This is a genomic window from Microbacterium sp. NPDC012755 (assembly GCF_042901325.1).
Lineage (GTDB): Bacteria > Actinomycetota > Actinomycetes > Actinomycetales > Microbacteriaceae > Microbacterium > Microbacterium natoriense.
This window is the reverse complement of sequence record NZ_JBIBCT010000001.1, coordinates 1,468,426-1,493,226: the sequence shown is the minus strand read 5'-3', so window position 1 is coordinate 1,493,226 and position 24,801 is coordinate 1,468,426. Positions and strand designations below refer to the sequence as shown.

Below are 24,801 nucleotides of genomic sequence, written 5' to 3'. Positions count from 1 at the left end.
ATCGGGCTCGTCGACCTGCAGGTCGACGAGCCCGATCAGTTAGTCAGAGCGCGTCATCGCATCGCCTCTCGCCGCCGTCGCGACAGGAGCAGGAGCCCCAGGCCCAGCAGCGCCGATCCGCCGATGCCCCCTGCAGCCCACACGACGCCACCGGTGATGGCGAGGCCTGCTGCAGACACCTTGGTATCGGTGCGGCAGTCGGCATCGGTCGCGCCCGTCGAGCAGTTCCCTCCCGACCCCGGCGGCGTCACGACGACGTTCTTGATGTCGCCGATCTTGCGCAGGGTGACCGAGTACGAGACGGTGACGCTCTGTCCCACGTCGAGCGCGCCCTGCCAGCTGAGAGCCGGAGCGCTGTAGGTCGCCCCGCTGCTGGCATCGGCGTTGTAGGTGCCAACGGCGAGCGCCGAGCTCAGGTCATCGGTGAACGATGCGGGGCGTGCGTTCGTGTACGGGACACGACCGGTGTTCGTCACGGTGATCGTGAAGGTGACCTTGTCGCCCACCCACGCCTGCGTGGTCGATACATTCTTGTCGACACGGTAGGAGGCGACGGGGGTCTCCGTCACGCATCCGCCTGGCTCCGCGCAGCCGCCGCCGGGCCCGGAGGCCGTGACCGCGTTGCGCAGGATCTGATCACCGGTAGCGGGCTGGTTCACCGTCACCGAGTATGTGACCGTGACCGTCTCGCCCACGGCCAGAGCCCCCGTCCACGACAACAGGCCACCAGCGACGATCGCTCCGCCGGTCGCGTCGCCGTTGTACGTGGCGTCGTCCAGCACACCGGAGAGGTCGTCGTCGAAGACGGCGGGAGCGGCATCGGTGTAGGGAACCTGCCCGATGTTGGTGACGGTCACCGTGTAGGTGACGACTCCGCCGATGACGACGTCAGCGACGTCAGCCTGCTTCTGCACCGTGTACGACGCGATGGGCGTCTCGGTCGCGCAGGCATCCGGCACGCACTCACCACCGGGCGCCGACGGGGCGACGACGTTGCGGAGGAGGAAGTCTCCGTCGACCGGATCGTCGACGGTGACCGAGTACGTCACCTGGAGCGTCTCGCCGACCGCGAGGGGACCCGACCAGGTCAGCGTGTCTCCGGCGATGGAGCCGCCCACCGACACATCGCCGTTGTACGAGGCGTCGTCGAGGACCCGCGAGAGATCGTCGGTGAAGGATGCGGGAGCCGCGGCCGTGTAGTCCAGGGCGCCGGTGTTCGTCACCGTCACCGTGTAGGTCACCACGTCGCCGGGACCGGCCGTCGCCGGTTCCGCGGTCTTCTCGATGGAGTAGGATGCCGCGGGGACGTTCGCCACGCAGGCGGGATCCGTCGAGCCCGCCGCACAGTTGCCACCCGAGCCCGGAGGCGTGAGAACGGTGTTCGACATGCTCCTATCACCGGTGGCCGGGCTGTTGACCGTCACGGAGTAGGTGATCGTCACGGTTGCTCCGACGGCCAGCGGCCCCGACCAGGAGAGCACCGGAGCGGTGTAGCCCGTCCCTGCGCCGCTCGAGCTGGCCACGTCGTTGTTGTACGTCGCATCGTCGAGCACGGCGGAGAGGTCATCGGTGAAGGATGCGGGATCAGCCGCCGTGTACGGCACCTGGCCTGTGTTGGTGACGCTGATCGAGTAGGTCACGACGTCGCCCGGAACCACGCTCACGGCATCCGCCTGCTTCACGACGCGGAACGAACCCAGCGGAGTGGTCGTGGTGCAGACGCCGTCGCAGCTGCCGCCGGGACCCGTCGGGACGACGACGTTCTGCAGGGAGAAGTCGCCGGTGATCGGATCGTCGACGGTGACGGAGTACGTCACCGTCTCCGTCTGCCCGGCCGCGAGGGGTCCGGACCAGGTCAGAGTGTTACCGGCCACGCTGCCGCCGGTGGTGACGTCGCCGTTGTAGACGGCGTCATCCAGAACACCGGAGAGATCGTCCGTGAAGGATGCCGGATCGGCATTGGTGTAGTCCACGTCTCCGGTGTTCGTCACCGTGACGGTGTAGGTGATGGTCTCGCCCGGTCGGGCGGACGCCGCGCTGGCGGTCTTGGCGACCGTGTACGAGGCGACAGGAGTGTTCGTCACGCACTCGGCGGCCGGGTCGCAGCTGCCGCCCGGCGTGGTCGGAGTGACGACGTTCGCGAGGTCCTGGTCTCCGGTGAGCGGATCGTTCACCGTGACGGAGTAGGTCACCGTCGCCGTCTCGCCGACAGCGAGCGGACCCGACCAGGTCAGGAGAGAACCGGCGACAGAGCCGCCCGCGGAGACGTCGTTGTTGTAGGCGGCATCGTCCAGCACTCCGGAGAGGTCATCCTGGAACGATGCAGGGGCGGCCGCGGTGAACGCCGACTGACCCGTGTTCGTCACCGTCACCGTGTAGGTGACGGTGTCTCCCGCCATCGCTGAGGCGACATCCACGGTCTTGGCGACGGTGAACGACGACACCGGGGTGTCGGTCGTGCACGCGCCCTCGGGGTCGCACTCGCCCCCGGGAGCCGTGGGCACGACCGCATTGCCGAGGATGAGATCGCCGGCAGGGGGATCGTCCACCGTCACCGAATAGGTCACAGTCACCGTCTCCCCGACCGCGAGGGGCCCGGACCAGGTGAGAGTGTTCCCGGCCACACTGCCGCCGGCGGTGACGTCGCCGTTGTAGACCGCGTCATCCAGAACCCCGGAGAGGTCATCCGTGAAGGAGGCGGGATTCGCCGCCGTGAACGCGACCGCCCCGGCGTTGACCACGGTGACCGTGTACGTGACGACTCCACCCGGAACCACGGTGTCGACGTCGGCCGCCTTGGCGACCGTGTACCCCTGGATCGGAGTCACCGTGCACTGCTCGGTGGCGGGGTCGCACACCGGCCCCGGCGGTGTACCGGGCGGGACGAGGAAGTTCGCCGCCGAGTTGTTGCCGCGGTCGCCAAGCGGGTTCACGGTCACCGTGTAGGTGACCGTCGCGGTGGCTCCCGGAGCGAGGGTCCCGCCCAGGCTGAGGATGCCGCCGGCAGGGCCCGTGGCTGTCACCGAGGGGGTATCGGATGTCGGGCCGCTCGTGAGCGTCGCGTCATCGAGGACGTCACCGAGGTCGTCGTCGCGGAGCACGTCGACCACAGTGGCTCCGGTGTTGACGACCGTGATCGTGTAGGCGAGCTCGGTGCCCGTCCGCACGGGCGTCTCGGACGAAGACACCGTCTTGGTGTAGGTCACGCCGGTGATCGGCGTGGACGTGCAGGTCGGCGCCTGCGGGTCGACCGGGTTGCAGACTCCGCCGGGAGGCGGATCCTCCCCCGGAGTGAGGAGGAAGTTGGAGGCGACGCTGTCGGCGCGCTGGTCGTCGGGCAGGATCGTCACCGTGTAGACGACGGTGTACGTCGCGCCGACGGGGACCGATCCGGTGATGCTGATCTCCGCCCCGTTGCGGACCACGGCGAGGCCGTTCGGCGAGGTCGGCTCGGTCGTGACGACGGCGTCATCCAGGACATAGGTGAGATCGTCGATCGCGTTGACGGTCGCCGCAGTCTGGCCGTCGTTGTCGAAGAAGAGGGTGTAGGTGATGGTCGAGCCCGCGACGACCGGGTCCGACGACGGCGTGGCCGTCTTCCACTGCGTGAGCGCGGCGCCGGGGATGCGGACCGTGTCGCAGCTCGGCGAGCCGGGGACGGTGTCCCCGACGGGGATGCACGCGGAGTTCCGCAGAACCTGGTCACCGTCGCCGGTGTACGTCACGGAGTAGGTGATGGTGGCCTGCTGTCCGGCCCCGAGTGCTCCGCTCCACGACATGGTGTTGCCCGTGCGTGTGGCGGTGCCTGACGAGGCGGTCAGAGTGGCGTCCTCGAACGTCGCGTCGTCGAGGACTTCGGTCAGGTCGTCGGTCGCCGTCGCCGGGGCGGCGGCGGTGTAGACGCCGGGGCCGGGGTTGGTCACGACGACGGTGTAGGTGACCGTGTCGCCGACCGCGGGGAGGTCTGTCCGGTCGGCCGACTTGTCGATCGTCAGGCGGGGCAGCGGGAAGCTCGTGACCGCGCAGGGCTGTCCGGTCGCGGCATCCACCCCGCCCGGGGCGGGATCGCAGGTCGGAGGAGTCGGGTCGCCCGGGTCGTTGGGGCGCCACGCCACGTTGCGGGCCGTTCCGTCGCCACCGCTGCCGATGGTGACGGAGTAGGTGAGGTTCACGGAAGCGCCGGAGGCCAGTGCGCCCGACCACGAGAGCAGAGGCTGCACGTAGTCGATCGTGCCGGGCACGCTCGAGGTCGCGTCGTTGTTGTAGGTCGCGTCGTCGAGGACTCCGGTGAGATCGTCGAACACGGTGGCCGGGTTCGACGGTGTGAATGCGCCTGCACCCGTGTTCGTCGCCGTCACCGTGTAGGTGACCACATCGCCGGGGCGCGTGTCGGCGCTCGCGTTCGAGGTCTTGACGAGGCTGAGGCCGAGATCGCATGACGTCGTGGCCGACTGGTTATTGCTGCTCACGGGGTCGGCCTCGTTGCCCGCGACCGATGCGGTGTTCGTGAGACACGTGCCGAGAGGGGCGTTCGTATCGGCCGCGATGGTGAATGTCACGCTCTGGCCAGGGTTCAGGCGCCCACCGCTCGCCGTGATCGTGCTCCCGGCGATCGTCGCGGTGACGCTTCCGGTCACGGTCGGATTGCTCAGCCCCGCGGGCAGCGTGTCGGTGACCGTCCAGCCGCTGGAGACGCCGGCGCCGTTGTTGGTGACCGTCACCGAGTAGCTGATCCGATCGCCCGACTCGTACGTGGGCGGGCCGGTCTTGACGACGGCGAGGTCTGCCGGGAGGCCGGGGATCGACGTGCCATCGTTCAGGGTCGAGCTCGGCCCGGGCACCACGGAGACCACCCGGAAGGTCGGGGTGGCGGTCGCGCCGTTCAGCACCTCGAGCTGCACGACGTCGCCCGTCGAGTTCGAGGAGAAGCCGAGGTTGCCGTTGCCGAACGTCCACACTCCGCCGTATCCGCCGGCCCCAGGCGGTATCACCGCGGGGAACACCGCGATCGCACCCGTGGTGACGTTGAGCCGCCTGATGTCGCCGGCGGCGTTCGCTCCCCAGGCGAATCCGTCCTTGAAGGCGAAGTCCTGGACACCGGGCTGCTGTCCGAAGTCGATCGTCTGCACGATGGCGCCGGTCGTCGCGTTGATCACCCGCATCGTCGTGTTCGGTCCGGAGTCGGAGACGTAGTAGAGACCGGTGGCCGGGTTGAAGGCGCCGGCGAAGAAGCGGGTCGATCCGGTCGCCGGGTGGGTGTAGATCGTCGTCCCCACGCGAGTGACCACGCCGCCCTGCCCGATGCGTACGAGTGCGCCGATAGGCAACGCGGCTGTGCCGTTGCCGCTGACGATGCCGTACATGTAGCTGTTCGCCGGGTTGAATCCGATGGCGTTGTACGAGACAGGAGCGGGACCGCCCTCGTCCGTGAACGCGAAGGTTCCGGTGCCGGTGGTCTCCGCGCGCTGGAGTTGGGACGGCGCCCCCTGCGCGATGTACACCACCGGCGCCGCAGGATCGAACGGGTCACCTGGCGCAGCCTGCGCGGCAGAGGGGAGCACGAGACCTGCAGCGACAAGGCTGCTCGCCAGTAGTGCGCTCGAGAGTACGCCTGAGGTCACCGCCCGGATCCGCGCGCGGAAGGACTTTCCGCGCGCACCGATCACTGCCTTCTTCGCCATGTCAAAGCTCCCCACTTCGCACGATCGCCTGTGCCGCTGGGGGCTCACACAGTCAATCCTCAGGTTTTATGAAGTTGGCCTCAAGCTACACCGAAATGCCGATATCCGAAATGGGAATCACACAGTTGTTATCCACGCGACACTCTCGGATCAGACCTGCGTGCCGATGTACGTCGCGAGGTCATTGGTGCTGTCGACGTCTACAGCGGGAGCGGGGACGCTGACGGAGATCGTCGTCGTCGATACGTACGGCAGAGGGTTCACCGCGTCGGGCACGGGCGCCGCCGCGGCATCCAGGACGATGGCGCTGCTCGCCCCGATCGTGATGGGCGCGATTACCGTGCAGGAGAAGGAGAAGTCCGTCGAGTAGTACGGGCTCGGATTGAGCGCGACGGCAGGCACGACCTGGCCGACAGACACCGTCGGGCAGCTGAGATTCGCGTCGATCGAGGAGATCACGAGATCGCCGCCGACGAAGTGCGTGGTGATCTGGACGGTCGAGCCCGCCGGCACCGCGGACGTCGCGGACGGGCCGTTGTCGACGGTCAGGACCATCGAACCCGCGTTGCCGTTGACGATGTTCGAGGGCGTCACAGCGGCACGGGCATCCACGGTTCCGGCGGGCTCTGGCGTCACAGTGGGTGTGGGAGTCGGGGTGGGAGTCGCCGTGGGGGCGCTGGTGACGGGGGCGATGGGCTGCTCCATCGTGCCCTCACTACACTGCTCGGTCTCGGCGGTCGCCGCGGATGCGGAAGACGGCGACAGGGAGGACATGCCGACCACCGCGATGGCACCGATGATGAGCGCACCTGCGATCAACGGCCTTCTCTTCCGCATCAGCGGATACAGGAGAGCGGCCACTCCGAGAACCAACAGTCCGACCGCGAGGAGCACGAGCGGGGTGAGGTCGCGCGGACCAGTGTTCGCAAGGCAATCGATCATGAGGGGCTCCTGTGGCTCAGCGCTGGCCCGGCCCCGTCGTGCCGACACCGGGTACGAGCCACGTGGCTCTGACGACAGAAAGGACACTGGCGCTACTCACTAGACCCGCGCATCCGCCGTTCATGACGCGAAAGCCCCCGACCGATCGCTCCTCACCCCGTCCGACCAGGTGCGATACCCGCCATCGAGGTTGCGCACATCCCGACCGTGCTGGAGGAGCATGCGGGTCGCGATGTGTCCGCGCAGGCCGACCTGGCAGTGCACGACGAGCGGGCCCGCCGGGAGCTCTCCGAGGCGCTCCCGCAGTTCGTCGAGGGGGACGTTGATCGCTCCGGGCATCGCGCCGGCCGCGAACTCCGCCGGTGTTCGCACGTCGATGAGCGACGCGCCCTCCTCGCGCGCGGCGGCAAGCTCGTGCCACTGCACCGAGGGAGTCGTCCCCGTCCTCGTGTTCTCGGCCACGTATCCGAGGATGTTCACGGCATCCTTCGCCGAGCCGAACTGCGGCGCGTAGGCGAGCTCGAGGTGCGCGAGCTCCGACGCGACGAGTCCGGCGTGCACCGCCGTGGAGATGACGTCGATGCGCTTGTCGACGCCATCGCGTCCCACGACCTGCGCGCCGAGGATACGATCGGATGCCGGATCGGCGAGCAGCTTGATCGACAGGGTCTCGGCCCCCGGATAGTATCCGGCGTGCGAGCCGGGATGCACGTGTACGACGTAGAAGTCGCGGCCCTCCGCACGCAATTGCTTCTCGCTCCGCCCGGTCTTCGCCGCCGCGAGACCGAAGACCTGCACGATCCCCGTCCCGATCGCGGGCCGCGCGGATTCTTCGCGCCCCGCGATCACGTCGGCGACGAGCCGCCCGTGCCGATTGGCCAGCCCTGCCATGGTGATGAGCGCCGCACCCCCGCCGATCAGTTCCGCCTTCTCGACCCCGTCCCCCACGGCGAACACATGCGGATCGCTCGTCCGGCAGTTCTCGTCCACGCTGATGCCGCCCGTCTCGCCGAGGAGCAGGCCGGCGTCGGCGGCGAGCCGAGTCTCGGGCACCACACCCGACGCATCGACGATGAACTCCGCCTCGACGACAGAGCCGTCGCTCAGTTCGACGGCGTCGTCGTGCACCGCGATCACCTCGACGCCGAGACGCACATCGACGCCGCGACTCCGCACAGCCTCCATGACGGGCGCGGCCATCTCCGGGTCGAGAGGCGCCAGCAGCTGTCCCCCTCGCTGCACCAGGGTGACCTTCGCCTCGCGTGCCACGAGATTCTCGACGGCTTCGAGACCCGTGTACCCGCCACCCACGACGACGACACGAACCCCCGCACGAGAGACGGCGGCCTCGATCGCGACGGCATCCTCGACCGTGCGGAGACTGCGCATCGGAACACCGCCAGCCGGCTCGTCGCGCCGCGGACGGGCTCCGGCGGCGAGGACGAGCAGGTCGTAGCCCTCCTCGATCGTGGCTCCGTTCGCGAGATCGAGTACCTCGACGACCCTGCGGTCGGTGTCGATGCGGGTCACCTCGTGACCGACCCGCACGTCAAGGCGGAAGCGCCGGTGCAGCGACTCGGGAGTCTGCAGAAGCAGCGCCTCGCGATCGGCGATCACCCCTCCGACGAAGTAGGGCAGCCCGCAGTTGGCGTACGACACCTCGGGTCCCCGCTCGAAGACGACGATATCCGCCGTCTCGTCGAGACGTCGGAGGCGAGCGGCCGTCGACATCCCTCCGGCTACACCGCCGACGATGACGACCTTGAGCCCCCGTTCCGCGCTCATCGCTGGAACAGCCTGGAGAAGAGGCCGCCCTGACGCTGCTCCTTCTCATGACCAGCGCACCACTGGGACGCGGGCACCGTGCGTCGTACGGAGTCGACGTGCTGTCCGCACCCTGCCCAGGTCGTCTTCCCGCACGTCTTGCAATCAACTGGACGACACATGATCCCTCTCCGCTCTTATACCCCCATGGGTATCTCCTGATATACCCTAAGGGGTATAGTTGCACCTGTCCAACCGAGCGAAAGGCGAGCATGACCAGCACAGATCCCGAGGTGCAGCGGAAGATCCTCAACCGTCTCAAGCGCGCGCAGGGTCAGCTCGCCGCGGTGATCGGTGCGGTTGAACGTGAGGAGGACTGCAGAACCGTCGTCACTCAGCTCTCCGCGGTGAGTTCGGCCCTCGACCGGGCGGGGTTCCAGATCATCGCCACGGCGATGAAGGACTGCCTCGGCGAACAGGGGGAGGATGCCGACGCCGACGCCCTCGCCGACGGTACGATGTCCCTGAACGAGCTCGAGAAGCTCTTCCTCTCACTCGCTTGAGTCCTACCCCTGGAGCCACTCCATGACCGCCTCCGTGCCCTCCGTCCTGTTCGTCTGCGTGCACAACGCCGGGCGCTCGCAGATGGCCGCCGGCTTCCTGCGCGACATCGCGGGCGACCGCATCGAGGTCCGCTCGGCAGGCTCCCTGCCCGCCGAGCAGATCAACCCGATCGCCGTCGAGGCGATGGGCGAGCTGGGCATCGACATCACCGCGGAGTCGCCGAAGGTGCTCACCACCGAGGCGGTGCAGGACTCCGACGTGGTCATCACGATGGGATGCGGCGACGCGTGCCCGTTCTTCCCCGGCAAGCGCTACGAGGACTGGGCTCTCGACGACCCGGCCGGTCAGGGCATCGACGCCGTGCGGCCGATCCGCGACGAGATCCGCCGCCGCATCGAGGCCCTCGCGGGAGAGCTCCTCGCCTGACGGCCTCGGCCGCCGAGAGCCTCAGGCGCGCAGCGCCGACGCGACGGACCTCGGCCCCACCGCGAGGTGCACGAGCGTCGTCGCCGCCAGCACGACGGCCGAGATCAGCAGCAGCCGATCGGGGGCCACGCCGATCTCCAGGGCAGCCCCGCCCAGGCCGCTGCCCAGCGCCGATCCCAGCGCCATCGCGCTGCCGTTGAGGGCGAAGACGAGCGCCGCCGAGTCCGGAGCCATCGCGCTGAGGCGAGCCTGCAGCGGAACGCCGGAGCCGCCGTTGCCGACCGCGCACGCGAAGAACCACACGATCGCGGCGACCGTGCCCAGCGCGCCGGGCAGCAGCAGTCCGAGCGAGCCGAGCAGCGCGGAGGCGATGAGCAGCCCCAGGATGCCGGTGACGACCTGCACGGGCGGGCGTCGGTCGGTGAGCCTGCCCGTGAGCACGTTGCCGACCAGGCTCAGCAGGCCGTAGCAGAACATCACCAGGACCATGACGAGCCCGCCGCCCACCCTCGGACCCACGATGAGCGTCGCATAGGTGAAGCAGAGGTAGCTCGCGCACATGATGCCGACGGGCACGACGAGCGCGGCCAGAAGACGCGGCTCCCGCAGCGGCTGCAGCGTCTCCCGGAGCGAGCGCGGAGGCAGGCGCAGCCGCGGGACCCGGAGCAGGATGCCGACGAGCGCGGCCGAGCCGACGGCGACGACGAGGAACAGCGGAATCCGCCAGTCGCTCTGCCCGAGCAGCAGGCCGAGGGGCACGCCGAGCGCCGTGGCGGTCAGCCACCCGCCGAGGACGAGCGAGAGGGCGCGCCCTCGGCGCTCCGGAGGCGTCTTCGCCACCACGTAGGCGCTGATCACGGCGTTGAGCAGAGCGCCGCCGAGCGCCGAGACCACCCGCCCTGTCATGGCGATCGCGTAGGTGGGGGCGAGCGCGACGACGAGGTTGCCGATCACGAAGACCCCGAGTGCGCCGACGATCGTCGCCTTGCGCTCCCACCCTCCGGTGATCGCGCCGAGCACGGGTCCGGCGAGGGCGCTCGTCAGGGCGAACACCGCCATCAGCTGACCTGCCGCCGCCGGTCCGACGCTCAGGTCATCGGCGATCTGCGGGAGCAGGCCCGCGAGGACGTAGCCGTCGATGCCCATCGAGAACGTGGCGACGGCGAGCCACACGAGCGCTCCGACGCCTGCGCCACGGGCGCCATCGGCCCTCTCCCCCTCGACGTCGCGCACCCCGCCATCCAATCAGAGTCGGCGCCACCACGACCGCGACGCCCCGACGTCAGGCGTCCTGCTGATACACGTCGGGCACGCCGTCTCCGTCCTCATCGAGAGCCTCCCTCTCGGAGATCGCACGGTAGCGGCGGTTCCTCAGGCCGAGGAGGACGGATGCCGCGAGCGCCGCGATCACCGAGGCGCCGAGGATCGCCGTCTTCGCCGCATCGTGCGCGACCCCCGCGGGGAAGCTCAGCTCGCCGATGAGCAGCGACACCGTGAACCCGATGCCGGCCAGCATCCCCACCCCGACGAGGTCGACCCAGCGCAGTCCGTCGCTCAGGCGGCTCCGCGTCACGGTCGTGGTGATCCAGGTGGCCGCGACGATGCCGAGCGGCTTGCCGATGACGAGAGCGCAGACGATCGCGATGGTCACCGGATGGGTCACGGTCTGCACGAAGCCGTCGCCCACCACCGTGACCCCGGCGGCGAAGAACGCGAAGACGGGCACGGCGAACCCCGCGGAGAGCGGGCGGAACCGGTGCTCGAACTCCTCGGCGAGACCGGCGTCGGAGGAGCCGTCTGCGGGCTTCACCGGGATCATGAAGGCCAGCGCCACGCCGGCGATCGTCGCGTGGATGCCGGAGGCGTGCACGAACGCCCAGACCGCGACGCCGATCGGGAGGAGGACCACCCACGCCGCGAACCGGTGACGGAGGAAGAAGCCGCGGCGGCGCTGCGCGAGCGCCGCGTAGAGGGCGAGTCCGAGGAGAGCGGCGGGCAGCGGCATCGGATTGAGGTCGTCGGTGTAGAAGACGCCGATGATGACGATCGCGATGAGGTCGTCGACCACCGCGAGGGTGAGCAGGAAGAGCCTCAGCCCGCTCGGCAGGTGTGAGCCGATGATCGCGAGGACCGCCACGGCGAAGGCGATGTCGGTCGCCGTGGGGATCGCCCAGCCGCGCAGCAGCACGGGGTCGGGGCCGACCACGGCGAGGTAGATCACGGCCGGAACGACGACCCCGCCGACGGCCGCGATCACCGGCACGAGCGCGGTGCGCACGTCGCGGAGGTCGCCGACGACGAACTCGCGCTTGAGCTCGAGCCCCACGAGGAAGAAGAAGACCGCGAGCAGCCCGTCGGCGGCCCACGCGCCCAGGCTCAGCTTGAGGTGCCAGGGCTCGTAGCCGATCTCGAGGTCCCGCAGGGCGAAGTACCCGTCGGCGAAGGGCGAGTTCGCCCATACGAGGGCGATGCCCGCCATGACGACGAGCAGGATCCCCCCGACGCTCTCCTTGCGCAGGAGCGCGCCGATGCGGCGGGCTTCGCGGTGACTGCCGCGCGCAGGGAAGGTCTGAGGGGCGACGTGCGGAGGGATGGTCATGGGATCTCCCGGGGTCTCGACAACGATGTGTCGACCAGGCTTCCCGACTCTCCGCCGCCCAGCTTACCGGGCGCCGCGCGGCCTTCCCTGGGAGGTCATGCGGCGGCGATCACGCGGAGGGAAGCGCGCGCACCCTGTTGTTGCGCGGGTTGTGCTCCAGCTCGACGAGCCCGAGCGCTTCGAGGAGCGGAGGCACGTACATGCCGAACCGGCCCCGGTACCCCTTGCGCTGCCCGTACCAGCCGCCCACCGGGTTGTCGGCGGAGCGACCCCACGCCTCGACCGTGTCGGGCGCGGCATCCTTCTTCTCGTCCGCTGCCCCCAGCGCGACCCAGTCTCCGCGGCGCAGCAGCTCGGCGTGCAGGTCGTCGACCGCACGGGCGAGGTACGTCAGCTTCGTGGAACCGACCTGGCACACGAGGAGCGCGGGATCGGACTCGTCGTCGCGATGGATCATGTACTCCGACGAGAGCGGAGCGGTCTTCAGCCGCCACGGGTCGGATGCCGTGCCCGTACCGGACCAGTGCTGCTCTGTCATGCGCGATTCCTCTCGACGGCGTACTGCCGGGGATCGGACGGACCCCCGGCAGTACATTGTGCTCCTCCGGACCGCTGCGGCGGCAGCATCCGGAGGGAATCCGTCACTTCGCGACGATGAGCCCCTTCGTCGCCTCCTGCGCGCGCTGGAACCGGCGCTGCACGTCGGGCCAGTTCACGATCTCCCAGAACGCCGTGACGTAGTCGGCGCGCACGTTGCGGTAGTCGAGGTAGTAGGCGTGCTCCCAGACGTCGAGCTGCAGCAGCGGGGTGACGCCGAGGGGCGCGTTGCCCTGCTGGTCGAAGAGCTGGAAGATCACCGGACGCGCGCCGACGCCGTCCCAGGCGAGCACGGCCCAACCGGAGCCCTGCACGCCGAGCGCGGTGGCCGTGAAGTGCGCGCGGAAGGCGTCGTGCGAGCCGAACGCGTCGTCGAGGGCGGCGGCGAGCTCGCCCTCGGGGGAGCCGCCGCCGTCGGGCGAGAGGTTCTCCCAGAACACCGAGTGGTTGATGTGGCCGCCGAGGTTGAAGGCGAGGTCCTTCTCGAGCTTGTTCACGGCGGAGAGGTCACCCGTCTCGCGTGCGGCGGCGAGCTGCTCCAGGGCGGTGTTCGCGCCGGTGACGTACGCCTGGTGGTGCTTGGAGTGATGCAGCTCCATGATCGTTCCGGAGATGTGCGGTTCGAGGGCCGAGTAGTCGTACGGCAGTTCGGGGAGGGTGTACGGAGCGGACATGCGTCTTCCTTTCGATGGAGGTTCGGGGGTCAGTGCTCGCCGCCGGGTGGCAGCGCGTGGAATCGACGGTCGACGTAGACGAGCGGACGCCCTGGGCGGCCGTGCCGCACCTCGAGCACCTCGGCGATGACGACGGTGGAGGAGCCGACGGGGACGCTCTGGATCGGACGGCAGCGCAGGGCGACCCTCGCCTCCGGAAGGTACGGCTCCCCGGTCGGGAGCGTGCGCCATCCCTGCTCGGGGGTGAACCGCTCCGACCCGCTCACGGCGAAGCTCTGCGCCAGGGCGGAGTGCTCGTCGTCGACGAGGTGGACGACGAAGCCGTCGGCCGCGAGGATCGCCCCCGCGCTGCCGGTCGCCCTGGTCACCGAGAACACGATGGCGGCGGGGTCGACGGCGACGGAGGCGACGCTCGACGCGGTCAGGCCGACGGGCCCGGCGGGGCTCGCCGCGGTGATGATCGCGACGCCGGCCGGATGCTGTCGGAAAGCGGCTTTGAGGCCCTCGCCGACCTCGGTGGGGACCGGGGCCGCCGGTCGCGTGTCGTTCATCGTCATCGGGCGCGCACCGTCCGATGCGGGGCGCGTGCTTCTCGTGTTCGGGTCACATCTGCAACGCTAAGACCTCAAGTACACTTGAGGTCAAATCGAGCGAAGGACGCCCCGATGAGCGCAGACACGGACCGCACGCCGCACGGCCCCGACGAGCCTCTGACGATCGGCGAGATGAGCAGACGCACGGGCGTCGCCCCCTCCGCGCTGCACTTCTACGAGGGCCTCGGACTCATCGCCTCCACCCGCACCTCCGGCAACCAGCGCCGCTACGCCAGGCACATGCTCCGTCGCGTCTCCCTCATCACCGTGGCGAAGCGCCTCGGCATCCCCCTCTCCGACGTGCAGGAGGCGTTCGCCGACGTGCCCCTCACGCAGACGCCGAGCCACGCCGACTGGCAGCGCGCCTCACGCCGCTGGAAGCGCGAGCTGGAGAAGCGCCGCGAAGGCATCGAACGGCTCGAACGCGAACTCACCGGATGCATCGGCTGCGGCTGCCTGTCCATGAAGGCCTGCGGGCTGCTGAACCCCGACGACGCCCTCGGCAGCCAGGGCGCCGGCCCCCAGCGCCTGCGCGAGGACTGAGCTCGACGCTCGCCCCGGGCGCCGTCGAGCGCACCCGACCCGCCGGTAGGCTCGGGCCATGACGATCGACCTCGAAGCGCTCTACATCGACCTGCACCAGCATCCTGAGCTGTCGTTCCAGGAGACCCGCACCGCCGGCATCGCGGCGCAGCACCTTCGAGATCTCGGCCTCGAGGTCGAGGAGGGCGTCGGCGTCACAGGCGTCGTCGGCGTGCTGCGCAACCCCTCGTCAGGCTCAGGGGAGTCCGGAGACGGCCCCGTCGTCTGGATCCGGGCCGACATGGACGCCCTGCCCGTCGAGGAGCAGACCGGACTGGCGTACGCGAGCACGGCGAAGGGCGTCGACCCCGCGGGCACGACCGTCCCCGTCATGCACGCGTGCGGCCACGACATGCACGTGACGGCCATGATCGGCGCGGTCGAGAAGCTCGTCGCCGAGCGCGCCGACTGGAGCGGCACCCTCGTCGTGCTCATCCAGCCCGCCGAGGAGTACGGAGCAGGGGCGCGCGCCATGCTGGACGCCGGCATCCTCGACCGCTACCCGAAGCCCGACATCGTGCTCGGACAGCACGTCACCCCGCTCCCCGCCGGGATCATCGGCGTGCGCGGCGGCACCCAGATGGCGGCATCCGACGGCCTCACCGTGACCCTGCACGGGCGCGGAGGCCACGGCTCCCGCCCGCACGCGACGATCGACCCCGTCGTCATGGCGGCCGCGACCGTCATGCGGCTGCAGACCATCACCTCGCGCGAGATCGACCCCCAGGGCGTCGCGGTCGTGACGGTCGGCTCGATCCACGCCGGCCTGAAGAACAACATCATCCCCGCAGAGGCGAAGCTCGAACTCAGCCTGCGCTACCCGGACGAGGACGCGCGGGAGAAGGTGCTCGCCAGCGTCGAGCGCATCGTGCGCGCCGAGGCCGCGGCATCCGGCGCCGAGCGCGAGCCGGAGATCCGCACCGACCACACGCTGCCCGCCACGATCAACGACGAGGAGGCCACGGCGCGTGTGACCGCCGCGCTGCAGCGGGTGCTCGGCGAGGCGTCGGTCATCGACCCCGGCATGTTCACCGGCAGCGAGGACGTCTCGTGGTTCGCGAGGGATGCCGGAGTCCCGCTGGTGTTCTGGTTCTGGGGTGGCGCCGATCCGACGAAGTTCGCCGCGGCGAACGCCGCCGGACGTGTGGCCGAGGACATCCCGACCAATCACTCGCCCTACTTCGCCCCCGAGATCCACCCGACCATCGAGGTCGGCGTCACCGCCCTGTCGACGGCGGCGCGCGAGTTCCTGGGCTGAACGGTCTCCCCGCCCGGTCGTTGAGCGAGCGAAGCGAGACGAAACGCCGCACCCCGTTTCGTCTCGTCGCTGCGCTCCTCGCTCAACGATCGGACGGGGGACGTGTCGTCGCGCTCTCGCCCAGCGCGACGACACGCCCGTCGCGTCATCCGGCTACTGGATCTGCCACTTCTGCACGGCGCTCGCCGACACGGCCTGCTGAGTCAGCCACGTGCCGTTCGTCGACGCCGTCGCGGTGAGCAGGAGCCCGCTCTTCACCGACGTGAGCGTGTACGTGCCGTCGGACTGGGCGGCCGCGGTCCAGCGCTGGTTCGTCCCGCCGCTGCAGGTCCACTGGATGATCTTGGCCCCCGCGGCGACCGACCCTCCGTCGACGTCGGCGCACATCCCCGACTCGACGTTCTTCACCTCGTACGAGCCGTCGGCCTGCCGGGTGAACTGCCACTTCTGGTTCGCTCCCGTGTTGCTCGTCCAGATCACCAGCTGCGTTCCGGCCGTGGTGCTGTGGTTGGGGTTGTCGATGGACTTCCCGCCCGAACCGATGGTGCGGATGCCGTCGAGCGCTCCCGTCGACGCGACCGGGGTCAGGGAGAGCGTCTGCTCTGCGACGCTGCGGGTGCCTCCGACCGCGGTTCCGGCGGCTGTCCAGCTGCGGACCGGGGTGGTCTCGGCGAGGCGTCCGGTCGTGGCGGACACCGAGATGACGAGTCCGCTGTAGCGGTTGACCAGACGGACGGTGCCGTCCGGCGCATTCGTCGTGGCCGAGCGGTTCTGCACGACCCACCACTGCCGACCCGCAGACGGGGATGCCGCGGCCACGGCCGTGAGCGGGGCGCCCCAGGCGCGTCCGGCCGGCGACTGCGACGACACCCCGAGCAGGGCGCCCGTTGCGTCGTTCGCGACGGTGAACGCCCCGTCTCCCGTCGGCGAGAACCTCCAGGTCGCCCGGCCGTTGTCAGCCGTCGCGGAGGTCACGCTCGTGTCAGCGGTCGACTGCACCAGCATCCGTCCTCCCGAGCCGATGCGGTAGGTCTTCGTCGTGTCGACGGGGGTCGCGACCGTACCGCCGAGCGAGACGTTGACGTACTCACCCGACTTGCCGCCGGAGCATCCGAACGAGCAGTACATCCGGAAGTCCTTGCCGACGATGGCCGAGCTGGTCTTGCTCACGGGATCGAGGAACCAGCGGTACCAGGATGCCGTGTGATACGCCCCGGTGTCTCCGATCAGGGTCCACTTCTGCGAGGACAGGTCGTCGGTCGCGTAGATCTGCTGCGGGGCGTTGCCGCTCTGATCGACGGCCTGCGGCTCGCCGATCCAGAGGCCGAGGTAGGCGTTCCAGGCCACGTCCATCACGAAGAGCGGAGAGGTCGGCGGAGTCGTGCCCGCGGCGACCTGCTGGGCCACCGTGCCGGGGGTCGACGGCGAGTACTCGGCGCCGACGGGCGTGTACCCGTTGGCGTTCGAGGTCGTCACCGGCACCATGTTGCTCTCCTTGCCGCCGATGCCCGGCTGCGACCACTGGCCGTCGTACCACTTCTGCCAGCTGCTCGGGGCCATCTTTCCGGAGATGGGGGCGCGAGCGACGTGCGCATGGAATGCCGCCCAGCTGCCGTTCTTGTTCACGATCCGCGAGCCGTAGAAGACGTAGAAGTAGCCGGACGCGGCATCCACGACGAGCCGGGGGTCGCCGTCTCCGTAGTGGTAGGTCTGCTGCGGGAAGTCCGTGCTGCTGCCGCGTGTGGTTCCGAACGGCGAGGTGATGATCCGGTCGCTGATGGTCCAGGTCCTGCCCTGATCCCTCGACACGGCGAGGTCGATGCCGTCGAAGTGGATGCCGTCGCCGTAGGGCTGCGGGGTGAACTCGTTGTGCACGAGGCCGTACCAGTCGCCCGAGTCCGGATCGACCCAGACCCCGGCGAGGTCGCAGAAGTTGCGCTGGGAGTACGTGGTCGTGCTCGGCGCGTACGAGGACACGAGTCCGGTGGGGCTGTTGTTGCAGCGCCAGGTGGTGTCCTTGTTCGAGTCGTTCGCGTTGGCCGGATTCACCGAGTCGGTCAGCGCGCTCGACAGGGTCGCGGTGTCCATGTTCGTGCCGGTGTAGAACGACCATCGTCGCTCCTGTGTCGCACCGTAGAGGGCGTGCGCCTGTTGGAAGTAGTAGGTGCCGTCCTTGTCGATGTAGCTCGCGGCCGGGGTGTCATCCGGCTTCGTCCAGGTGCCGGTGCTGCCCACCGTCACCTTGTACGTCCCGGTCACGGCCGCGCCCGCCGGCACGGACGCGAGGCCCGCCAGCAGAATGCTCGCACCCGCGGCTGCGATCAGTGAAAGTCGTCTTGTCCACGCCATCGTGTCCCACTCTCCGTTGAATGTTTGCGTTACCACTGAGAGCGCGATCTTCTCGCTGTTTTTGGACTGTGTCAATGTTTGAGAAAGGCTAAGCGCAAACAGTTTCTCGAACACCCGCCGTGACGGCACCTGTGAGGGCGCGGCATCCGTCCGGCATCCATGCGTTTATCGGACGGATGCCCGTTTCTCGGACGATCCTGCGCGGATCGTCCGAGAAACGGGGGATCACCCGAAGAGCGGATGCCTGTCGTCAGCCCTTCGAGACCAGGAACTCCCTGAAGTCGGCCGCGGCGAGCATCGCGCGGACTCCGGCGGTTCCACCGGTCGCGCACGACGGATCCGTCACCGACACCCTGGCCTGGTCCCACGACGAGGTGCGCTGCCCCGTCGCGGTGATGGTGCAGCCCGAGGTGCGGAGCGTGACCCGGTACCAGGAGTTCACCTGCACGCCGCCGGGCACCCCGGTGTCGGCGAGCGGCGTCCACGACCCGTTCGCCTTGCCGAGCGACAGCCGTCCGGTGCTGCCGTCGACGCCGGCGAAGTAGCCCGTGTACGCATCGGGGCCGACTCCGGGAGAGGTCATCCGCGCGAGCACGCCGGCGTTTCCGCTCGGCGCGGTCAGCGACGTGAGCCGCACGTCGGACGACACCGTGTACGCGTCACCGGCGATCGGAGACGCGAACTTCGGACCGTCGGTCGCGGATGCCGACTGACGTTCGATGCCGCCGGCGATCGTCGACCAGCTGCCGCCGTACCCCGTCCACCCCGTCGAGGCGCCGGATGCCCACGAGTCGGCGTAGGCGGCCGCCGTCGACGCGCCGGCCTGGGTGACCTGGAGGTTGCGGAACGACGCCGAGCTCAGGTGCGTGCGCACCCCCGCCTGACCCGAGGCGAAGCATCCGGCGTCGGTCGCGGTCGCCGTGGTGGATGCCGTGCCGTTGTCGGGCTTGATCGTGGCGGTGATCGTGCAGCCGACGATGCTCGCCGTGAGGTGGTACCAGGTGCCGGCGCTCACGCCGCCGGTCACGTTCTGCAGGGCGAGTGAGGTCCAGTTGTTGTTCTGCTTGCCGATGAAGATCGTGCCGTTGGTCTCGACGCCGACGTAGTACCCCGCGTGCGCGTCGGCGCCGACCGCTGGTGCGCGGGTGCGCAGCAGCACGCCGGCCTGACCGGTGGTGTCGAGGCGGATGTCGGTGTCGAGCGTCACGTCGGTCCATCCCGTCGAGCCCACCAGGGACTTCGGTCCGCTGGAGGCTCCGGCCTGGGAGTAGACCCCGCCGCTCACCGACCATGCGCCGCCGTACGTGGACCAGCCCATGTCGTTGCCGGAGTCGAACGGCGCATAGAGGGGAAGAGCGCCCACCGGGCCGGTGCCGAACCGCACGTCGCACCTCGTGGTCGACCCGGCGACGAACTTGGGGGAGACCATCATGATCGCCGACCCGGATGCCGTCGGCACGATGCTCGGGCTGTAGTTGGCGCAGTGCTTGCCCGGTCCGTTGTTGTAGTCGCCGGTGGGGTCGATCGTCATCGGCGCCGATACCGCCTCCCAGGCGCCGACGCCGAGGTTGGTGTTGGTGAACACCACGCGTCCCGACTCGGGCTTGACGACCGTCGTCGGACCGTCCGCCCCCGTGACGACCCGCTGGCCGGACATGATGAGGGTGCCGTTCGGACCTCCGGCCGGACTCCACGCGAGTGCGGGGGTGTGCAGCAGCTGACGGCCGTCCGCCGTCTGCACGAGGGTGCCGAGGTCGGTCGCCGACCCCCACGAGGCTCCGTCCGGCGAGGTCTTCAGGTAGACGCGACAGGTCTGGTCGGCGTTGCCCACCGAGTCGCGGCACAGCTCGTAGCCCAGCGCGTAGGTGCCGTTGGGCAGCTTCCGCACGATCGGCATGCCGGGGCGCGAGCTGCTGTCCCCCACCGCGACGACGTCCGTCTGGCTGCCCCAGGTCGCGCCGCCGTCGGACGACGTCGTCATCACGAGCTTCTGGCTGTAGCCGGAGGAGCGCAGACGCTCATCGGAGAAATGGCAGGCGAGGTCGCCGTTGGCGTTCAGCACGATCTCCGGCTCCCACAGGCCCGTGGACACCTGGTTGGGCGCCCCCGACTTCGTCACGCAGTTGCCGCGGCGGATCCAGGTGGCTCCGTAGTCGGTGCTGATGAAGGTCTGCACCTCCTGATTCGACCAGTTCACGTTGTCCCAGGCGTTGCCCGCGGCGATGATCGTGCCGGCGGGCAGACCTCCGGCTGCCTGCGGCAGCTCGTACATCGATCCGAAGTAGATGCCCCACCCGGCGGTCGGCGAGTAGAGGGTGCTCAGCGTCGACCAGGTCTGGCCGCCGTCGGTGCTCCGCTTGACGACGGAGTGGGTGCGCACGCCGGTGTCGTTGACGCTGTACATCACCAGCAGGTCACCCCGCCGGCTCTGGTCTGCGCTGGCGCCCAGCCGGATGATGCGCGGGTAGTCGTTGTTCTCCGCGCCGCTCGGCGACGACGGCGCTGCGACCACCGAACCCGGTGAGGCCGAAGCCGCCGTGGGGAGGGCCACCAAGCCCGCCGCCCCCAGCACCGCCGCCGCGAGGACGGCCGTCAGACGGGAGGGTCGTCGCCGCCCCGTGGATGATCTCTGCATGACGCTGCTCCTTCTCTTCGTCGAGACGGACGTTCGCCGTCCCGGTCTAGGTGTGCGCGATCCCGCGCACCACGAGCCCTTCTACGCGGAGATTTCCGCCCGCCGCACGGATGCCGGTGGCGCCCGTGGCGTGAGGGAGGACGTCCGCGACGTCGATGATCGGCACGCCGTCGAGTTCGACGGCGATGCGCTCTCCGCGCAGCCTCACGACGACACGGTGCGGCACCTCGGAATCGATGTCCGCCGCTGCGGAGGCGAGGATGCGCTCGTCGTAGTCGTGCCGGGCCAGCACCACCCGGTCGACGTGCAGCTGCACGGAGTACCCGAGCAGGAAGTTCACGCCGAGTCGGGTGTCTGCGCCCTCTCCCCCCTCGGAGAGGGCGCTCGCCCTCACCAGGAGGTCTCCGTGTCCGCCGCTCTCGGTCGCCGTGAACACGAGCGCCGCCTCGATGTCGACGTCCGCGCGCGGGGTCGGATCGAGGAGGGCCTTGCCGTAGCCCGAGAGCGCGCCGTCGACCGGGCCCGCGTCACCATCGCCGAGTCCCGGCGAGACCGTGATCAGCTCGATGACGGGCCTGCCTGCCACGGCGGAGATCCGCAGCGGGTTCTCCCCGTGCGTGAGGCGGATCTCCGTCGTCACGACGTGACCGTCGTGCCGCACCGGAACGCGGGTGCTCTCCCCTCCGGCATCCACCCCGATGACGTCTCCGGCGGAGAACACCCCCGCGAGCTGCAGGGAGAACGCGCCCCCACGCGCGGCGTGCAGGCGGTAGCCGGCGGACTCCCCTGCGGCGAGCGCGAGGCTCTCGCCCTGCGTCGACGGGGCGTCGGGCGTGAGCGCGGCCCAGAGCCTCCCCGGCACCGGGACGACGGCCCGGCGATCGGACTCATCGGGAGTGGTGTCGGTGAGGGCGACGTGGCCGATGCGCACGCCGCCGCCCCGCGCATGCACGCCGACGAGGGCGGGGGCGTCGAGCGGCGCAAGCTCCAGCGGCTGACGCCGTCCGTCGAGGAAGACCTCGATGCGGTCGTGGTCGGCGACGATCCTCCACGTGTGCAGCGCGGCGTGCGCGAAGCCTGGCGGGAGCGGTGCATTCCCTACCGGCTCCCCGCCGTCGATCGCGTGCACGCGATGCGCGTCCCGATCGATCCCGACCACGATCCGACGGCCGTCCTCCGTCTCGAGCATCACTCCGTGCTCGGCGGCATCGAACACCGTCAGCGACACCTCGGCGGTGAGCGCGGGCACGGCCCCGATGCGCCAGAGCGCAGCGGCGTCCAGCGCGCCGGTCAGCACGGCGGAACGATGACCGGCGGCCAGCATCCCTCCCTCGACCTCCCAGGACGCGGCGTCGCCGTCGTTCCAGGCGCAGCGGTGCGTCGGCTCCGCGGGGGCGGGGGCCTCGCGCGACGGCCCGAGCACGAGCAGCCGACCGCCGCCCCACACCTGACGGTCGATGTTCAGATGCCGGGTCAGGTCGGGGTTCATGTTGTGGAACACGAGGTACGTCGACACCAGGTCGGGGCCCACGATGCTGCAGCTGTGCCCGAGCCCGGTGTACTCCGGGTCGGTGCTGACCACCAGCGGATTCAGCGGCCCCGGACTCCACCCGGTGAGCGGATGATCGCTCGACGCCGCGTCGATCCGGTAGCCGGCGCTCAGGTAGTGGTTGCCCGTGAGCGTCATGTGGTACCTGCCGTCGCGCTTCGCCACGAAGGGACCCTCGGTCCAGCCGTTCATGTGGATGCCGGTGAGCACGGGCTCCCCGAACTCGGTCGGCGAGGGCATCTCGCACCCCCAGATGCCCTCGTCGCCCGCCCAGTAGAAGTACCGGCGACCGTCATCGTCGATGAGCACGTTGCCGTCGATCGCGTGCCCGACGTTCCCGCTCACGTCGACGAACGGACCGGTGGGGCTCTCGCTCCGCAGCACGTGGTGTCCTTGACCGGACGGCGAGGTGTACATGTGGAACTCCCCGTCGGCGTAGACCACCTCCGGCGCGAACGGGACCAGCCCGGGGAAGACGTCCGGCGCGATCGTCGGCCCCTCCGGCGCCCAGTGCAGGAGGTCGTCGGAGCTCCAGCAGTCCACCTGCGGGGTCGTCGAGTAGAGGTAGTAGCGGCCGTCATGGCGGAGCACGAAGGGGTCGGCATAGTCGCCGTCGCGGGCGATCGGGTTCTCGTAGACGGCCACGGTCACTTGATCCCGCTGATCGCGAACGAGTCGACGAAGTGCCGCTGCATGAGGCTGAACAGCACGACCACGGGGAGCACGGCGATGACGGACGCCGCCATCACCATCGGGAAGTCGGTCTGCTCGGCGTAGTAGCCGGTGAGCGAGGCGACCACGAGCTGCACGGTCGACTTGTCGGGCGAGTTGGTGAAGATGAGCGGACCGAGGTAGTCGTTCCAGGTCGCCATGAAGACGATGATCACGTTGGCGGCGATCGCCGGTCGGCACAGCGGGAGGAAGACGCTCCAGTAGATGCGGAAGTACCCCGCTCCGTCGAGCTTGGCGGCGTCGAGCAGCTCGGTGGAGAGTCCCATCATGTACTGCCGCAGGAAGAACAGCATGAGCACGTTGCCGAGGGTGCCCGGCACGATGAGCGGCAGCAGGGTGTCGATCCAGCCGACCTCCGCGTAGACGAGGAACTGCGGGATGAGCGTGACGATGACCGGCACCATCATGGTCGCCAGCAGCAGGGTGAACAGCAGCCCCTTGAGCGGGAAGCTCAGCTTGGCGAACGCGAACGCCGCCATGGTGGTCGAGAAGGTGCCGATCGCCACGACGAGCAGCGTGACGATGGCGCTGTTCAGCAGGCCCGAGGCGAGGGGCACCACGTTCCACACGTCGACGTAGTGCGAGAAGTCGAACGGGTCGGGGATCCACTGCGGCGGGAACTCGAAGACCATCTTCGACTCCTTGAGCGAGGTCGACACCATCCACAGGAACGGCAGCACCATGGTGAGCGCCCCGAGCAGGACGAGCACGAAGAAGACGACGGTCGTCGCGCGACGTCGCGCCGTGAGGGTTCGCAGAGTGGCCATGTCGGTTCAGTCCTCCGTGTGCACCCAGCGCCGGGACACCCGGAACTGGATCAGTGTGATGACGAGGATGACGAGCGCGAAGAACACCGCGACGGCCGAGGCGTAGCCCATCTGATTCGAGGCGAAGGCCTTCTCCCAGATGTAGTAGGTGATGGTGGCCGCGCTGTAGTTCGGCCCGCCGTTCTTGGTGAACAGCTGCACCTCGACGAAGGTCTGCAGTGAGCCGACGATGCCGACCACGATCAGGAAGAAGGTCACGGGAGAGAGCATCGGCAGGGTGATCGAGAAGAACGTCCGGATGCCGGATGCCCCGTCGAGCCGCGCGGCCTCGTAGTAGCTGTCGGGGATGTTGTTGAGGGCGGCGAGGTAGTAGATCGACGTGATGCCGATCATCTTCCACACGATCATGATCACGATCGTGACCTTGATCCAGGCGGGGTCTCCCAGCCAGTCGGGCCCGCGGATGCCGAACCAGTCGCTGAGCCCCTGATTGATGGGACCGAACTGGTAGTTGAAGAGCCACTTCCACATCACCACGAGCGCGACGATCGACGACACGTAGGGCAGGAAGTAGAGCACCCGGAAGACCTTGTTGCCGGGGGTGCGGCGGTGGCTGGCGATCGCGAAGAACAGCCCGAACGCGAGGTAGAACGGGATCGGCAGCAGCATGAAGAGGGTGTTGCCCGAGGCGATCCAGAACTTGCGGTCGGAGAGGAACGCCGTGAAGTTGTCGACTCCGACGAAGTGCTGCTCGCCGCTCAGCACGTTCCAGTCGGTGAAGCCGGCGTAGACGGCGACCGAGACGGGGACGACGAAGAACAGCAGCAGCTGCAGGGTGATCGGCGCGACGAAGACGACGCTCCAGGTGCGCTCATGGCGCGCCTGTCTGGACGCTCTCCTGGGTGCCGTCATGGGCGGGCCTCTCTTGTGAGGGGTGGGGGGGGGGGGGGGGCCCCCCCCCCCCCCCCCCCACCCCCAAGCCGTACCCCCCCCCCCCCCCCCCCCCCCCCCCCCCCCAATAGGGGTCGCAAAATTCGGGATGCCCTGGTACCCACCCCCCAATTAGTTAACACACAACCCAGACAAGGG

General features: G+C 69.3%; 17 protein-coding genes. 4 read left to right on the top strand and 13 right to left on the bottom strand.

What is annotated here, in order from left to right; translation table 11 throughout:
• Nucleotides 1-53: 53 nt before the first annotated feature.
• From ACFY5A_RS07040 to ACFY5A_RS07030, 3 genes are all read right to left on the bottom strand, one after another.
• Nucleotides 54-5,681 (bottom strand): DUF6923 family protein, encoded by a 5,628-nt coding sequence (locus tag ACFY5A_RS07040; protein WP_387232670.1) that lies wholly within the window; start codon nt 5,679-5,681, stop codon nt 54-56.
• 150 nt (nt 5,682-5,831) lie between these two features.
• Complete coding sequence (locus ACFY5A_RS07035) at nt 5,832-6,623, bottom strand: hypothetical protein (RefSeq protein WP_341940537.1); 792 nt, start codon at nt 6,621-6,623, stop codon at nt 5,832-5,834.
• Between the two features lie 120 nt (nt 6,624-6,743).
• Nucleotides 6,744-8,408 (bottom strand): FAD-dependent oxidoreductase, encoded by a 1,665-nt coding sequence (locus ACFY5A_RS07030; protein WP_387232667.1) that lies wholly within the window; start codon nt 8,406-8,408, stop codon nt 6,744-6,746.
• 251 nt (nt 8,409-8,659) lie between these two features.
• On the opposite strand from ACFY5A_RS07030, the gene ACFY5A_RS07025 reads away from it, so the two are divergent.
• Together ACFY5A_RS07025 and ACFY5A_RS07020 are read left to right on the top strand one after the other, a co-directional pair.
• Nucleotides 8,660-8,950 carry a metal-sensitive transcriptional regulator gene (locus ACFY5A_RS07025; protein WP_341940539.1) on the top strand — a complete coding sequence of 97 codons (291 nt, stop codon included), beginning with the start codon at nt 8,660-8,662 and terminating at the stop codon, nt 8,948-8,950.
• A 22-nt stretch (nt 8,951-8,972) separates the two neighbouring features.
• The gene (locus ACFY5A_RS07020) at nt 8,973-9,377 is read left to right on the top strand and encodes an arsenate reductase ArsC (RefSeq protein ID WP_105673201.1); all 405 of its coding nucleotides are present in this window, start codon (nt 8,973-8,975) and stop codon (nt 9,375-9,377) included.
• Between the two features lie 21 nt (nt 9,378-9,398).
• Here the strand turns inward: ACFY5A_RS07020 and ACFY5A_RS07015 are convergent, their stop codons facing one another.
• The 5 genes from ACFY5A_RS07015 to ACFY5A_RS06995 form a co-directional block, all read right to left on the bottom strand.
• Nucleotides 9,399-10,610 carry an MFS transporter gene (locus ACFY5A_RS07015; protein ID WP_341940540.1) on the bottom strand — a complete coding sequence of 404 codons (1,212 nt, stop codon included), beginning with the start codon at nt 10,608-10,610 and terminating at the stop codon, nt 9,399-9,401.
• A gap of 49 nt (nt 10,611-10,659) precedes the next feature.
• Nucleotides 10,660-11,976 (bottom strand): Na+/H+ antiporter NhaA, encoded by a 1,317-nt coding sequence (nhaA, locus tag ACFY5A_RS07010; protein WP_341940541.1) that lies wholly within the window; start codon nt 11,974-11,976, stop codon nt 10,660-10,662.
• A gap of 109 nt (nt 11,977-12,085) precedes the next feature.
• Entirely contained in the window at nt 12,086-12,514 is a 429-nt protein-coding gene (locus ACFY5A_RS07005) for a DUF6855 family protein (protein ID WP_387232662.1), read from the bottom strand.
• A 103-nt stretch (nt 12,515-12,617) separates the two neighbouring features.
• Nucleotides 12,618-13,247 carry a superoxide dismutase gene (locus ACFY5A_RS07000; protein ID WP_387232659.1) on the bottom strand — a complete coding sequence of 210 codons (630 nt, stop codon included), beginning with the start codon at nt 13,245-13,247 and terminating at the stop codon, nt 12,618-12,620.
• 29 nt (nt 13,248-13,276) lie between these two features.
• Nucleotides 13,277-13,804 (bottom strand): flavin reductase family protein, encoded by a 528-nt coding sequence (locus tag ACFY5A_RS06995; RefSeq protein ID WP_387232656.1) that lies wholly within the window; start codon nt 13,802-13,804, stop codon nt 13,277-13,279.
• 108 nt (nt 13,805-13,912) lie between these two features.
• Here ACFY5A_RS06995 and soxR point away from each other — a divergent pair, with 108 nt between their 5' ends.
• Together soxR and ACFY5A_RS06985 are read left to right on the top strand one after the other, a co-directional pair.
• Nucleotides 13,913-14,383 (top strand): redox-sensitive transcriptional activator SoxR, encoded by a 471-nt coding sequence (soxR, locus tag ACFY5A_RS06990; protein ID WP_387232653.1) that lies wholly within the window; start codon nt 13,913-13,915, stop codon nt 14,381-14,383.
• Nucleotides 14,384-14,441: 58 nt separating this feature from the next.
• The gene (locus ACFY5A_RS06985) at nt 14,442-15,680 is read left to right on the top strand and encodes an amidohydrolase (RefSeq protein WP_387232650.1); all 1,239 of its coding nucleotides are present in this window, start codon (nt 14,442-14,444) and stop codon (nt 15,678-15,680) included.
• A gap of 153 nt (nt 15,681-15,833) precedes the next feature.
• Here the strand turns inward: ACFY5A_RS06985 and ACFY5A_RS06980 are convergent, their stop codons facing one another.
• The 5 genes from ACFY5A_RS06980 to ACFY5A_RS06960 form a co-directional block, all read right to left on the bottom strand.
• Complete coding sequence (locus ACFY5A_RS06980; protein ID WP_387232647.1) at nt 15,834-18,029, bottom strand: RICIN domain-containing protein; 2,196 nt, start codon at nt 18,027-18,029, stop codon at nt 15,834-15,836.
• 250 nt (nt 18,030-18,279) lie between these two features.
• Nucleotides 18,280-20,664, bottom strand: a complete 2,385-nt coding sequence (locus ACFY5A_RS06975) for a family 16 glycoside hydrolase (RefSeq protein ID WP_341940548.1) — start codon at nt 20,662-20,664, stop codon at nt 18,280-18,282.
• 46 nt (nt 20,665-20,710) lie between these two features.
• On the bottom strand, nt 20,711-22,864 hold the full coding sequence (locus tag ACFY5A_RS06970; RefSeq protein WP_387232644.1) for a family 43 glycosylhydrolase: 2,154 nt from the start codon (nt 22,862-22,864) through the stop codon (nt 20,711-20,713).
• Nucleotides 22,861-23,712: a carbohydrate ABC transporter permease gene (locus tag ACFY5A_RS06965; RefSeq protein ID WP_341940550.1), complete on the bottom strand. Its 852-nt coding sequence runs from the start codon at nt 23,710-23,712 to the stop codon at nt 22,861-22,863. Before ACFY5A_RS06965 ends, ACFY5A_RS06970 begins: the two co-directional genes overlap by 4 nt.
• A gap of 6 nt (nt 23,713-23,718) precedes the next feature.
• Complete coding sequence (locus tag ACFY5A_RS06960) at nt 23,719-24,624, bottom strand: carbohydrate ABC transporter permease (protein ID WP_387232641.1); 906 nt, start codon at nt 24,622-24,624, stop codon at nt 23,719-23,721.
• Between the last annotated feature and the right edge of the window lie 177 nt (nt 24,625-24,801).